The sequence below is a fragment of the Pantoea sp. JGM49 genome (assembly GCF_018257655.1).
In the GTDB taxonomy this organism is placed as follows: domain Bacteria; phylum Pseudomonadota; class Gammaproteobacteria; order Enterobacterales; family Enterobacteriaceae; genus Pantoea; species Pantoea communis.
In genome coordinates this window covers 86,439-101,510 of the sequence record NZ_JAERJM010000012.1, presented here as the reverse complement: position 1 = coordinate 101,510, position 15,072 = coordinate 86,439, and the positions used below count along the sequence as shown (strand labels likewise).

The window sequence follows — 15,072 nt, the reverse complement described above, 5'->3', positions numbered from 1 at the left end:
CCCTCTCAAGGAGATTTATGTTCCGGGTTTACCACTCCAATCAGCTTGATCTGTTGAAAAATCTGGCAGGTATTCTGATTGAAAACCAGCCGCTGAACGATGCGTTCGCGGCCGAACAGGTGCTGGTGCAAAGCCCCGGCATGGCGCAGTGGCTGCAGATGGAACTGGCAAACAGTTTTGGTATTGCAGCGAATATCGACTTTCCGCTCCCTGCGACCTTTATCTGGAACATGTTTGTCAAAGTGCTGCCCGGCATTCCAGAGGAGAGCGCTTTCACTAAAGCCAGCATGAGCTGGAAATTGATGCATCGCTTGCCCACCTTGCTGGAGCAGGAGGCCTTTCAGCCGTTGCGTCACTACCTCAATGATGACGATGACAAGCGCAAGCTTTATCAGCTCAGCGCCCGCGTGGCCGATCTGTTTGACCAGTATCTGGTGTATCGATCTGACTGGCTCAACAGTTGGGAGCGCGGAGAACTCATCGACGGCTTGAGCGATGCCCAACAGTGGCAGGCACCGCTGTGGCGCGATCTGGTGGCGTTCACTAAACAATTGGGCCAGCCGATGTGGCACCGTGCCAACCTGTATGCGCGCTTTATCCATGCGCTGGAGCAGGCCGAAACGCCACCGGCGGGATTGCCGCAGCGCGTGTTTATTTGTGGTATCTCCGCGCTGCCGCCGGTGTATTTACAGGCGCTGGAAGCGCTTGGCCGCCATATCGATATTCACCTGCTGTTCACCAACCCCTGCCGCCACTACTGGGGCGATATTCAGGATTACGCTTTCCTCGCCAAATTGCAGAGCCGCAAACGTCGCCGCATGCAGTCTGAAGAAGCACAGCCGCTGTTCCGCGATCCCGAAGCAGCGCCGACGCTGTTCAATGAACTCGGCGAGCAACAACTCACCAATCCGTTATTGGCCTCGTGGGGCAAACTGGGGCGCGATAATCTGTTTCTGCTGAGTCAGATGGAATCCGCCGCTAACGATATTGATGCCTTTGTTGAGATGCCGCAGGACAGCCTGCTACACAGTCTGCAAGCCGACCTGCTCAACCTGGATGACCACGCCGTGATCGGTTTGCACGCCGATGAACTGGGTAACAGCCACAAAAAACGGGTGCTCGACCCTGATGATCGCACCATCACGCTGCAGGTATGTCATAGCGCTCAGCGTGAAGTGGAAGTGTTACAGGATCATCTGCTGGCGCTGATGGAGGCCGATCCCGATCTCAAACCGCGCGACATCATCGTGATGGTGGCGGATATCGATAGCTACGCGCCCTTCATTCAGGCGGCGTTTGCCAGTGCGCCTGCGGATCGTTATCTGCCGTTTGCCATCTCGGATCGCCGCGCCAGCCAGGCACATCCGGCGATTCTGGCCTTATTGAGCTTGCTGGCGCTGCCAGACAGCCGCTTTGCTTCCGAAGAGGTGCTGGCACTGCTCGAAGTGCCTGCGCTGGCGCAGCGCTTCTCGGTGGATGAAAGCGGTTTGCGCCTGCTGCGCCGTTGGGTGATGGAATCCGGTATTCGCTGGGGGCTGGATGATGCCAGCGTCGAAGCATTGGCACTGCCTGCCACCGGTCAACATACCTGGCGCTTTGGCCTGCAGCGCATGCTACTGGGTTACGCGCTGGAAAGCCGCAACGGTGACTGGCAGGGCATTCTGCCTTACGACGAATCCAGCGGATTGATTGCCGAACTGGCCGGGCATCTGGCCGAATTGCTCTCTCGCTTAGAGTCGTGGCGCACCCGACTGACCGGCGAGCGTACGCTACCGGAGTGGCTGCCGCTGTGCCGCGAGCTGATCGACAGCTTCTTCAACGGCGATGCCGAAAGCGACGCAGCATTACTACTGGTTGAAACCCAGTGGAAACAGATTATTGAGCAGGGCACGCAGGCTGATTATCAGCAACCGATTCCCGTCACCTTACTGCGTGATGAGTTGCGCTCGCGCCTCGATCAGCAGCGTATCAGTCAGCGCTTCCTGGCCGGGCCGATAAACTTCTGTACCCTGATGCCAATGCGTTCGATTCCGTTCAAAGTCGTCTGCTTGCTGGGGATGAACGATGGTGTCTATCCACGCACGCTGGCGCCGCTCGGTTTTGACCTGATGCAGCAGCAGGCACGCAAAGGCGATCGCAGCCGCCGTGATGATGACCGCTACCTGTTCCTTGAAGCCCTGATTTCGGCACAGCATCAGCTCTACATCAGCTATATCGGCCGCGCGATTCAGGACAACACCGAGCGTTATCCCTCAGTGCTGGTGACAGAGTTGGTGGATTATCTTGGTCAGAGTTTTTGTCTGCCAGGCGATGAAGCGTGCGAACCCGACGTCAGCGAGCAGCGTGTACGTGAGCATTTACAGAAGCTCCACAGCCGCATGCCCTTTGCAGCGGAGAACTTCCGCCCTGACGCTTACGGCCAGAGCTTCGCCGCAGAGTGGTTGCCTGCTGCTACCGACAGTGGCGTGGCACAGCCAGACTTTGTGCAACGGTTGCCGCCACTGCCGCTGGAAACGCTCTCGCTTGAGCAATTGCTGCGCTTCTGGCGTCATCCGGTACGGGCCTGGTTCCAACAGCGGCTGGGCGTGGCTTTCTGGATGGAAGAGAGCGAATTGCCGGACAGCGAGCCGTTTGCGCCAGATAGTCTGGAGCGTTATCAAATCAATGCGCAGCTACTGAATACCCTGGTCAACGGTGAGGATCCCGCGCAGCTTTATGCGCGTCATCGCGCTGCGGGCAATCTGCCTTATGGTGCTTTTGGGGAACTTTTCTGGCAGAGCCAAACCGAAGAGATGCAGGAAGTGGCTGCGGAAGTGAGTGGACAGCGTCAGCCCTCAGAGAGTTGGGAAATCAATCTGCCGCTGAATGGGGTGCAGTTGACCGGTTGGTTAACCCAGGTGCAAGCTGATGGACTGTTACGCTGGCGTCCGGGTGTGCTGAACATGAACGATGGTCTGCTATTGTGGCTGGAGCATCTGGTTTATTGCGCGCTGGGCGGCAAAGGAGAAAGCCGCATGTACGGGCGCAAACAAAGCCGCTGGCGTTTTAAAGCCATCGACGCTGAGTCTGCGCTGTCACTGTTGAACGAATACGTGACGGCTTATCAGGCGGGGATGACGGAACCGTTGATGTTGCTGAACAAATCGGGTGGCGCGTGGCTGGATGCCAGTTTTGATCGAAAATCCGGCCAGTTGCTGGACGATGACGCCACGCAGAAAAAGGCATTGAACAAATTGCTGCAAGCCTGGCAGGGTGGTTTTCAGGTGGAGGGCGAAGGCAGCGATCCTTATCTGCAGCGCCTGAGCCGGACGCTGGATGATGAGGCGGTGCAGGTAATTGTTGCCGCCGCTCGCCAGTGGTATTTACCGGTGCGCCTTGCGCATCAAGATGATGAATAGCAATTGGGTAACGCCGCTTTTGCGGGTGTTCCCAAAATCATAAAAAGTTGTCTATTGCGCCGCTGGGCACACAGCCAGCGGTAAAGGGTAAAGAAAGGGGTTTAAATGCGGATTTACGCACGCTGGATGGGAGCGCTGCTGCTGAGCATGCTGGCGCTGAATGCCTTTGCCGATAGCGATCGCGGCTGGCAGCCCATCAATGAAACAATTCGAAAAAGCGATCACGATCCGCGCAGTTATCAGGCCATCACGCTGACTAACGGTATGACGGTGTTGCTGGTGTCTGACAAAGAAGCGCCTAAATCACTGGCCGCACTGACGTTGCCTATCGGCTCGCTGGACGATCCCAATCAGCAGCTAGGGCTGGCGCACTATACCGAACATATGGTGTTGATGGGCTCAAAACGCTATCCGCAACCGGATAATCTGGCCGAATTCCTGAAAAAGCACGGCGGCAGTCACAATGCCAGTACCGCTTCTTATCGCACCGCGTTCTATCTGGAAGTGGAAAACGATGCACTGCAACCGGCGGTGGATCGTCTGGCCGATGCCATTGCAGAGCCTTTGCTCGATCCGGTCAACGCCGATCGTGAGCGTCATGCAGTTAATGCAGAGCTCACTATGGCGCGTTCGCGCGACGGCCTGCGTATGGCGCAGGTCGGGGCGGAAACCCTGAATCCAGCGCATCCAGCTTCCCGCTACTCAGGCGGTAACCTTGATACGCTGCGCGATAAACCCGACAGCAATTTGCATCAGGCGCTGACCGAGTTTTATCACAGCCACTACTCCGCCAATCTGATGAAAGCGGTGATATACAGCAACAAATCGCTGCCAGAGATGGCCGACATTGCGGTCCAGACTTTTGGACGAGTGGCTAACCATCAGGCCATCGTACCGAAAATCGAAGTGCCGGTGGTGACCGATGCGCAGAAAGGCATCATCATCCACTACGTGCCTGCCCAACCGCGAAAACAGCTTAAAGTTGAATTCCGCATCGCCAACAACAGCGACCAGTTCCGCAGCAAAACCGATACGTTGATCAGTTACATCCTGGGTAACCGCAGTAAAAACACCCTTAACGACTGGCTGCAAAAGCAGGGGCTGGCCGACGGCGTGAATGCCGGTGCCGATCCGATGACGGACCGCAACAGCGGCGTGTTTGCCATCACGGTCTCCCTGACCGACAAAGGCCTGGCACAGCGTGATGAAGTGGTGGCGGCGATCTTTAGCTACCTCGACATGTTGCGTAGTAAAGGCATCGATAAGGGTTATTTCGATGAGGTGTCGCATGTGCTGGCGCTGGATTTCCGCTATCCGTCGATCACCCGTGACATGGATTATATTGAATGGTTAGTGGATACCATGCTGCGCGTGCCAGTGGATCATACGCTGGATGCACCTTATCTCGCGGATAACTTTGACCCTGCGGCAATCAAATCTCGTCTGGATGAGATGACACCGCAAAATGCCCGCATCTGGTATATCAGCCCGAATGAGCCGCACAACAAAGAAGCCTATTTTGTCAATGCGCCTTACCAGGTCGATAAAATCAGTGATACACAGTTCAGTGACTGGCAGCAGCGCGGCACGCAGATTCAACTGTCGATGCCGACGCTGAATCCGTATATCCCTTCGGATTTCTCCATTATGCCTGGTGATGGCAAAACGTATACGCATCCGGTGGCGCTGACCGACGGTGACAGCATGCGCATCTACTGGATGCCAAGCCAGTTCTACGCCAGTGAACCAAAGGCAGCCATTACTCTGGCACTGCGCAACAAAGCGGCAATAAGCGACGCGCGTCAGCAGGTGTTATTTGGTCTGAATGATTATCTCTCAAGCGTGGCGCTGGATGAGTTGAACTCGCAGGCATCGGTGGGCGGCATCAGTTTCTCTACTGGAGAAGATGACGGCATCGTATTTAGCGCCAGTGGCTTTACCCAGCGTTTACCGGAACTGCTGAAAAAACTGGTTGAGGGTTACGCCAGCTTCCAGCCTGATGCACAGCAGCTGGAACAGGCAAAATCCTGGTATCTGGATCGACTGGAAGCCGCCGAGAAGGGCAAAGCCTTCGAGCAGGCGATTCAACCGATGCAGATGCTGTCACAGCTGCCGTATACCCAGCGTGAGACGCGCCGCAAGTTAGTGAAAGATCTGACGCTGAAAGACGTGACGGATTACCGTGATGCCTTACTGCGCAACGCCACGCCGGAAATGATGGTGGTGGGCAACCTCTCCGCCGATCGCGTTAAACAACTGGGCACCGATCTGCAACAGCAGTTGCACAGCGATGGTCACAGTTACTGGCACAGCGATTACGTGGTGATCGATAAAGCCATGAAGGCCAACCTGCAAACCGCAGGAAGCAGCACGGATTCAGCACTGGCAGCACTCTACGTGCCACTGGGTTACGACGAGTATCAAAGCATGGCCAACAGCACCATGTTGAGCCAGATTGTCCAACCCTGGTTCTATAACCAACTGCGCACCCAGGAACAGTTGGGCTATGCGGTGTTCTCGTATCAGATGCCGATTGGTCGCCAGTGGGGGATTGGCTTCCTGCTGCAAAGTAACAGCAAGCAGCCAGCCTATCTGATGCAGCGCTTTGAGGCGTTTTATCCGCAGGCTGAGCAACGCCTGCGCGACATGAAACCGGAAGATTTTGCCCAGTATCAGCAGGCGCTGATCAATGACTTAAAACAGCGCCCGCAAACGCTTGATGAAGAAGCGAATCGCTACAGCCGTGACTTCAACCGGCAGAATTTTGCTTTCGATACCCGTGAAAAAGCCATCGAGCAGATTCAAAAGCTCACGCCGCAGGGCGTGGCCGATTTCTTCCATAAAGCGGTGCTGGAACAGCAGGGCATGGCGATGATTTCGCAGATTGGCGGTAGCCACGATGGCGCCACCAAAGATGATTATGCACCTCTGCCGGGCTTCACGACCTGGGATCAGGTGGAGAAGCTACAGCAATCCCTGCCGGTTAAGAGTGACGCGCAATGAGTCTGATTCAGCCGCCAGAATCGCTCAATCCGCTGACGCTGCCGTTGCGTGGTGAGCGGCTGATTGAGGCGTCTGCTGGAACCGGCAAAACCTTCACTATTGGGCTGCTTTATCTGCGGCTTTTGTTGGGGCTGGGCGGGCAACATGCCTATGCCCGGCCACTGTCGGTCGAAGAAATTCTGGTCGTGACCTTTACCGAGGCGGCCACCGCAGAGTTGCGCGGACGTATCCGTGCCAACATCCATGAGCTGCGGCTGGCCTGCATTCGCGGTACCAGCCGCAATCCGATGCTGATGCAGTTGCTACTGGAGATGCCGCAACCTGCAGAAGCGGCATCGCTACTGCTGGCTGCAGAGCGGCAGATGGATGAAGCGGCGATCTTTACCATCCACGGCTTTTGTCAGCGCATGCTCAATCTCAACGCCTTTGAATCCGGCATGCTGTTTGAACAGCAGCTGATTGAAGATGAACAACAGCTGCTGCGTCAGGCCACTGCCGATTTCTGGCGTCGCCACTGTTATCCACTCTCACTGGATATCGCCCGCGTGATTGTCAGTGAGTGGAGTGGTCCGGAGCAATTGCTGGCGACGTTGCGGCCGTGGCTGCAAGGCGAATCACCTAACCTGCGTTTAGCGCCCGCTGACGACGAAACGCTGACGATGCGCCACAACGAAAACCTGGCGCGTATTAACGCGATGAAAGCCGAGTGGCGCGCGGTGGGTGAAGAGGTGCTGACGCTGGTGGGGCAGTCCGACGTGGACAAACGCAGCTACAGCAGTAAAAATCTGCCGGTGTGGGTGAATAAAGTCAGTTTCTGGGCACAGAGTGAAACCCTGGATTATCAGGTGCCCGCAGAGCTGGCGCGCTTTGGTCAACGGGTGCTGGAGGAGAAAACCAAAAAAGGCCATCCTCCACACCATGCCCTGTTTGCGGCCATCGACCTGTTTCTGACTCAGCCCATTTCACTACGCGATTTGCTGATTGCGCGCGCGCTGGTGGATATCCGCGCCGCCGTACGGAAAGAGAAACGCCAGCAGGCGCTGCTGGGTTTTGATGATCTCCTGAGCCGACTGGATGATGCCCTGCAGCAGCCTGCAGGAGAAATGCTGGCGCAGGCGATTCGTCAGCGTTTCCCGGTGGCGTTAATTGATGAGTTCCAGGACACCGATCCGCAGCAATACCGTATTTTCCGTACGCTGTACGGTAATCAGCCTGACCATGCATTGCTGTTAATTGGCGATCCAAAACAGGCCATTTACGCCTTTCGTGGCGCAGACATCTTTACCTATATCCGCGCGCGCAATGAAGTGAGCGCGCATTACACCCTCGACACCAACTGGCGCTCTTCGCCAGCAATGGTGGAGAGCGTCAATCAGCTGTTCAATCGGCTCGAAGCGCCTTTTGTCTTTGATGCTATCCCTTTCTTGCCGGTGCACTTCGCAGAGCCAAATAAGACGCTTTCTCTCACACTGGATAACCAGGATCAGGCGGCACTGCGTTTCTGGCTGCTGCCGGGCGACGGGTGCAGCGTAGGCGATTATCAGCAGGCGTTAGCGCGACAGTGTGCCGCGGATATCAGCCACTGGTTACAGGCGGGGCAGCAACAGCGTGCACTGCTGGGTAAAGCGGCCGCGCAACGCCCGGTGCAGGCATCGGACATCACGGTGCTGGTGCGCAGCCGCAACGAAGCCAATCTGATCCGCGAAGCACTTAACCAGCTTGGCATTCCCTCGGTTTATTTATCGAACCGCGACAGCGTCTATACCACGCCCGAAGCGCGCGAGTTGCTGTGGTTACTGCAGGCGGTGCTGGCTCCCGAGCAGGAGCGCATGCTGCGCACGGCGCTCGCTACCTCGCTGTTTGCCTTCGATGCGGCACAGCTGGATGCGTTGGATCAGGATGCGCGAGGCTGGGATGAGCTGGTAGAGACTTTTGCCCGCTGGCAACTGCTGTGGCAGCAGCGCGGCGTACTGCCGATGCTGCGCCAGCTGATACAGGAACGCCAGCTTGCGGAAAACCTGCTCGCCTCAGAAAATGGCGAACGCCGCCTGACCGATTTGCTGCATCTGGGTGAACTGATGCAGGAAGCGGCGGCGCAGCTCGACAGCCCGCACGCGCTGGTGCGTTATCTGGCGCAGCAGATAGCCAGCCCGGACAGTCAGTCGTCCAGCCAGCAATTGCGTCTGGAAAGCGATCGCCATTTGGTGCAGATCGTCACTATCCATAAATCTAAAGGACTGCAATATCCGCTGGTGTGGCTGCCGTTCGCTGCCGGATTCCGCGAGGCAGATACCGCGCTGTATCACGATCGCGACAACTTTGAGGCGGTGCTGGATCTGCAGGCAGATGACGCAAGCCTGGCGATGGCCGAGCAGGAGCGTTTGGCCGAAGACCTGCGCTTGCTGTACGTGGCACTTACCCGTTCGGTGTATCACTGTAGCGTAGGTGTGGCACCGCTGTTTCGCGGCACGCGCAAAAAAGAAGGCGAGAGCGATCTGCATAAAAGCGCACTGGGCCATCTTTTGCAGCGCGGTGAAGCGGCGACAGCGGAACAGCTGGACATGTTACTCAATCAGATCAATGTCGCGGGCACTGAAGTGATGCGCGTGCAGGATCAGGAAGCCGAACGCTGGCAGGCGCCTGATGCCGCTCATGACGCGCTGGCCGCCCGCACCGTCAGCCGCACATTGGTGGAACCCTGGCGTGTCACCAGTTACTCCGGTTTGCAGCAGCATGGCAGCCAGCGGCTGCTAGATGTGATGCCGAGTTTTGACCTGGAAGCCGCAGGCGAAGAACAGCAGGAAGAGATCGCTGAAGCTGCACTGACACCGCACCATTTCCCGCGCGGCGCCGCGCCGGGGACTTTCCTGCATGAACTGTTCGAATCTCTCGATTTCCCACATCCCCCCACGGCCGCATTGCTGGAGCAACATCTGCAGCAGAATGGCTATCCATTGTACTGGCAACCGATACTGACGGATTGGATTGCGCGCGTGGTGAGTACGCCGCTCAACTATCAGGGGATACAGCTCGGTCAGGTACAGACCAGCGATCGACTCGTGGAGATGGGCTTCTACTTGCCGATTGACGGTTTGCTGACCGCGAATGATCTGGATGCGCTGATCCGTCAGGATGCTTTATCGTCCGATGCGCCGCCGCTCGATTTTCGTGAGGTACAGGGCATGTTGAAAGGCTTCATTGACCTGGTGTTCCGCTGGCAAGGCAAATATTACCTGCTGGATTACAAATCCAACTGGCTGGGCGACAGCCACGAAGCTTATACGCCAGCAGCGATGAGACAGGCGATGATCGACCACCGCTATGATTTGCAATATCAACTCTACACGCTGGCGCTACATCGCTATCTTCAACATCGCCTGGCAGATTATGACTACGAGCAGCACTTTGGCGGCGTGTTTTATCTGTTCCTGCGTGGCATGGATGGCACTTCACCGGCCAACGGCGTATTCCACACACGGCCAACTCTGGATTTTGTTTCACAACTGGATAGCCTGTTTCGCGGGCAGGGAGCCTCGGCATGAGTGGCATTACAGCGCTACTTCAACAGGCGGTTGAGCTGCGTTTGCTGCGCTCACTGGATGTTCAGTTCGCCCTGTTGCTGGCGGATGACACGCAGCCAGCACGCCTCCTGGCGGCTGCCTGTCTCAGCGCGGAAGCGGGTGAGGGGCACGTCTGCTTACCGCTGTCACAGCTGAGCCGTGAAGGGTTATTCAATGGCCGCCATCCTGAACTGGCGCAGGCCATCTGGCTGGCGGCGGGCGAGCCGCAGGACTGGACGCAAATTCTGGCTGGCTGGCCTGCTCTGAGCAACAGCAACAACGATCAGGCAGCACCGATTGTACTGACCGAAGGCCGTCTTTATCTGCATCGTCTCTGGCACCATGAAGGGCAGGTGGCGCGTTTCTTTCAGGCGCAGTCTGCTCCGCAGGCATTTCCTGATGAAGAGGTGCGTGCTGTACTGGATAACCTGTTTGGTACTGAACCCGATGACTGGCAAAAAATCGCGGCGGCGGTGGCGCTAACGCAGAAAACAGCAGTCATTTCCGGCGGCCCAGGCACCGGGAAAACCACCACCGTGGCAAAATTGCTGGCGGCATTGATTCGCCTGAGCCAGGGGGCACTGCGCATTCAACTGGCAGCCCCGACCGGCAAAGCGGCGGCGCGTTTAACCGAATCGCTCGGTAAAGCGCTGCAAAAACTGCCGGTCAGCGACACTGAGCGCCAACGCTTCCCAGCGGAAGCTACCACGCTGCACCGTTTGCTAGGTGCCCAGCCCGAAACCCAGCGCTTGCGCTATCACGCCGGTAACCTGCTGCATCTGGATGTGCTGGTGGTGGATGAAGCCTCAATGGTTGATTTGGGCATGATGGCCAATCTCATCGCCGCACTGCCACCCCAGGCGCGCGTGATTTTTCTTGGTGACCGCGATCAGCTGGCGTCAGTAGAAGCCGGTGCGGTACTGGGCGATATTTGCCGCTGTGCGGAAGCGGGATACAGCGTCGCGCGTGCAGCCCAGCTGAGTGCGTTAACCGGTTGCCAGGTTGAAGGCCACGATGATGACAGCGCGCCAGCCGTGCGCGACGCCATCTGCCTACTACGCAAGAGCTATCGCTTTGATGCTAACTCGGGCATCGGCAAGCTGGCGGCTGCGGTCAATGCCGGTGAGCCAAAGGCGGTTGAGGCGGCATTTAACGCGGGCTTCAGCGATATATCACGCCAGCCACTCAATGATGGCGAGGCCTATCAGGCAATGCTGAATGCTATCGCGGAAGGCTACCGTCCATTCCTGCGGCTGGTGAGCCAGCGAGCACAGCCCGCAGAGATTCTGCACGCATTTGGGCATTATCAGCTGCTGTGCGCATTGCGCGAAGGGCCGTTTGGCGTGCAGGGATTAAATCAGCGTATTGAGCAAAAACTGATGCAGATGCAGCTGATTCGTCGTCCGCTGGGGGGGAGCCGCTGGTATCAGGGCCGTCCGGTGATGGTGACTCGCAATGACAGCGCGCTTGGGCTGTTTAACGGCGATATTGGCATTACGCTGTTTGATGATGAAGGGCTGCTGAAAGTTTTCTTCCCGTTGCCGGATGGCAGCATCAAAGCCGTACAGCCAAGCCGGTTACCGGCGCATGATACGGCCTGGTCGATGACGGTGCATAAATCGCAGGGATCGGAGTTCGAGCATACCGCGCTGGTGATGCCGGCACAGTTTTTACCGGTACTCACCCGCGAACTGATTTACACCGCCATTACGCGTGCGCGCAAACAGTTAACCCTTTACAGCGATGAAGGCGTATTTCGTCGTGCGGTGCAATTACGCACTCAGCGTCGCAGCGGATTGTTGGACCGGTTAAGCGGAGAGTCATTCTGAGCGAGAGTTGAGGTCGGTAAAGAAACCGACCGCAGGCAATGCAGATGTTTTATTGGATGCGCGTGGATGCGCATCCTGACAACGTTATCAGTTTAAGACGTTGGGCAATTCCAGACCGTTTAGCGAAACCTACCCTACGCTGCCTTTAACTGCCTTTAACTGCCTTTAACCGCCTTTAACCGCGTTAGCTGGCATTCCCCGCCGTTAGCGCAAATCCGCCATCAGCACTTTGGACCGGCGCTGATAGTTATACATCTGCTTCTTACTCTCCGGCAATGACTCAATATCCACCGGCGTAAAGCCACGTTCCTGGAACCAGTGAATACTGCGGGTGGTCAGTACAAACAGCTTCTTCAGGCCCATTTGACGAGCCTGTAGCGCCACACGCTCCAGCAACAGCTCACCGCGTGAAGAACTGCGGTAATCGGGATGCACCGCCACGCAGGCCATTTCACCAATCTGCTCATCCGGGAACGGATAGAGTGCGGCACAAGCGATGGTCAGATTATCGCGCTGAATAATGGTGAATTTGTCGATCTCCATTTCCAGCTGCTCGCGCGAACGACGCACCAGAATGCCTTGCTGCTCCAGCGGGCGAATCAATTCGAGAATGCCGCCAATATCGTTGATGGTGGCGCGACGAATCTGCTCAGCGGACTCCATCACAATCTGCGTACCAATACCGTCACGCGAGAACAGTTCCTGAATCAATGCGCCATCTTCCTGATAGCTGATCAGGTGGCTACGACGCACGCCGCTGCGGCAGGCTTTCACCGCGCCGCGCAGGAAACGCACGGTGCCTGACAGGAAATCACCGTCGTTCTCCATCTCATCGATACGCGCCTGCGCTTCGTTGGGGAACAGCTCAGAGATAATCGTACCTTCGCGGTTGGTGACGCCTTGTTCAGAGCAGAAGCCAATCATTTTCTCGGCTTTTAGCTTAATCGCCAACTGCGTGGCCACTTCTTCTGATGTCAGGTTAAAGCTTTCACCGGTCACCGACACCGCGACTGGGCCGAGCAGCACAATGGCATCATTATCCAGCTGACGATGGATGGCTTCTTCATCAATACGACGAATACGGCCGCTGTGGCAGTAGTCCACACCATCATCGACGCCCAGCGGCTGGGCAATAATAAAGTTACCGCTTACCACGTTGATGTGCGCGCCCTGCAGCGGGGTGTTATTCAGGCTCATCGACAGGCGTGCGGTGATATCCAGCTGCAAACGTCCTGCTGCCTGCTTCACCAGTTCCAGTGATTGGGCATCGGTTACGCGCGTGTGTTTGTGGTAAATCGGTTCCAGCTGCTGTTGCGCCATGCTGGCATCAATTTGCGGTCTGGCACCATAGACAACCACCAGGCGAATGCCGAGACTATGCAACAAGCCAATGTCGTTAACGATGTTGGAAAAGTTCTCATGCTCGATAGCTTCGCCGCCAAGCATAATGACAAAGGTCTTGTCACGGTGGGCATTTATATAGGGAACGGTATGGCGAAAACCCTGAACCAGTTCAGTACTACGTTCCTTCACGGCAAACCCTCTGTGAATGTTTATTCGTAATTTGTGTATTTTTATGCTCTTTTGCCGGCTATTGCAAGCGCCGGGCCTGACGTTACTTTACGATTTTCCTGATGCAACCCATGCTAACAGCCTGCATTATCTGGTTTTTCTGGCAAAACAACCCATGGCTTGTTAAGCAAAGTTTTCGCCTTCCTCTCGTCAATTGACGATATTTTAGACACTACACGGCAGTTGGAGCGGCATGTCCCAGGCTTTTACACGACGACGATTATTGCAGGGCGCGGGTGCGCTCATGCTATTAAGCGTAACGCGAACCGGGCTGGCGGCCAGTCAGCACATTGTGGCGGTGCGCATCTGGCCATCGTCAACCTACTCCCGCGTGACGCTGGAGTCGAACGTCCCCCTCAAGTACAAACAGTTCACGTTGAGCAATCCCGATCGTCTGGTGATCGACATCGATAACCTGCATATCAATCCGGTCCTGAGAGGGGTGGATAAGCAAGTGCGCGTTGACGATCCCTATATCAAACATGCGCGAGTTGGCCAGTTTGATGCCAACACGGTGCGAGTGGTGCTGGAGCTGAAACGCAACGTGGCGCCGAAGATCTTCACGCTGGCACCGGTTGCGGGCATCAAACATCGCTTAGTGGTCGATCTCTATCCGAGCCAGCCCTCGCCGGAAGAGGATCCGCTACTGGCGTTACTGAACGATTACAACCAGGGCGATCTTGAGCGTGATCAACCGGCGCAAGCACCTTTGCCGGGCAAAGCGGGGCGCGATCGTCCGATCATCATCATGATCGATCCCGGCCACGGTGGCGAAGATCCCGGTGCGCATGGCAAATACAAAACGCGCGAAAAAGACATTGTGTTGAAGATTGGTCGCTATCTGAAGGCGCTGATCGACAAAGAGCGCAACATGAAGGCGTATATGACGCGCAACGAGGATGTGTTTATCCCGCTGCGCGTGCGGGTAGCGAAAGCACGTAAACAGCGCGCCGATCTGTTTGTCTCGATTCACGCCGATGCTTTTACCAGCCGTGCGGCGCGCGGTTCGTCGGTGTTCGCCCTTTCGACCAGCGGCGCAACCTCAACCGCAGCGCGCTTCCTGGCACAAACCCAGAACGAATCGGATCTGATTGGTGGGGTGAGCATGAGCGGTGACCGCTATCTGGATCACACCATGTTCGATATGGTGCAGCGGCAGACCATCAGCGACAGCCTTAAGTTCGGCAAAGAGGTGTTATCGCGCATGGGCCACATTAATCACCTGCATAAACGCACGGTGGATCAGGCGGGGTTTGCGGTGCTCAAAGCCCCGGATATTCCGTCGATTCTGGTGGAGACCGCGTTTATCAGTAATGTGGAGGAGGAGCGTAAGCTGCGCACGCCGCGTTATCAGCATCAGGTGGCTGAGGCGATTCTGCATGGGATTAAGGCGTATTTCGATAAAGGTGCGGTGCTGGCGCGTCGCTGAGAGGAGGGCGGCCACTGCGCCGCTTTTTTTACCGGAAGCCAAAAACAAAAAAACACCCGTTAAGGTGCTTATCTGTAATTGGTTGCGGGGGCCGGATTCGAACCGACGACCTTCGGGTTATGAGCCCGACGAGCTACCAGGCTGCTCCACCCCGCGTCCGTCTGCCGCATTAAGCGACTTTTCACATTGTATTCTTCTTAAGACAATTGGTTGCGGGGGCCGGATTCGAACCGACGACCTTCGGGTTATGAGCCCGACGAGCTACCAGGCTGCTCCACCCC

6 protein-coding genes and 2 tRNA genes are annotated in these 15,072 nt (G+C 56.5%); 5 read left to right on the top strand and 3 right to left on the bottom strand.

Annotated features, from left to right (window positions below; translation table 11 throughout):
- Positions 1-17 precede the first annotated feature (17 nt).
- The 4 genes from recC to recD all read left to right on the top strand — a co-directional run bounded on the left by recC (position 18) and on the right by recD (position 11,790).
- On the top strand, positions 18-3,398 hold the full coding sequence (gene recC / locus JK231_RS19470; RefSeq protein ID WP_211729274.1) for an exodeoxyribonuclease V subunit gamma: 3,381 nt from the start codon (positions 18-20) through the stop codon (positions 3,396-3,398).
- Positions 3,399-3,503: 105 nt separating this feature from the next.
- Positions 3,504-6,401 (top strand): pitrilysin, encoded by a 2,898-nt coding sequence (gene ptrA, locus JK231_RS19465; protein ID WP_160833096.1) that lies wholly within the window; start codon positions 3,504-3,506, stop codon positions 6,399-6,401.
- Positions 6,398-9,943, top strand: a complete 3,546-nt coding sequence (gene recB, locus JK231_RS19460; RefSeq protein ID WP_211729273.1) for an exodeoxyribonuclease V subunit beta — start codon at positions 6,398-6,400, stop codon at positions 9,941-9,943. Before ptrA ends, recB begins: the two co-directional genes overlap by 4 nt.
- A complete protein-coding gene (recD, locus tag JK231_RS19455) occupies positions 9,940-11,790 on the top strand; it encodes an exodeoxyribonuclease V subunit alpha (RefSeq protein WP_211729272.1) in 1,851 nt (616 codons plus the stop codon). The genes recB and recD overlap by 4 nt, the downstream gene beginning before the upstream one ends.
- Positions 11,791-11,994: 204 nt before the next feature.
- On the opposite strand, the gene argA is transcribed toward recD, so the two are convergent.
- Positions 11,995-13,323, bottom strand: coding sequence for an amino-acid N-acetyltransferase (gene argA / locus JK231_RS19450; RefSeq protein ID WP_034823094.1), 1,329 nt, complete (start codon positions 13,321-13,323; stop codon positions 11,995-11,997).
- 232 nt (positions 13,324-13,555) lie between these two features.
- Between argA and amiC the strand changes: the two genes are divergently transcribed.
- Entirely contained in the window at positions 13,556-14,791 is a 1,236-nt protein-coding gene (gene amiC, locus JK231_RS19445) for an N-acetylmuramoyl-L-alanine amidase AmiC (protein ID WP_034823092.1), read from the top strand.
- Positions 14,792-14,870: 79 nt separating this feature from the next.
- On the opposite strand, the gene JK231_RS19440 is transcribed toward amiC, so the two are convergent.
- Positions 14,871-14,947 (bottom strand) — tRNA-Met (locus JK231_RS19440).
- Between the two features lie 51 nt (positions 14,948-14,998).
- Positions 14,999-15,072, bottom strand: a tRNA-Met gene (locus JK231_RS19435).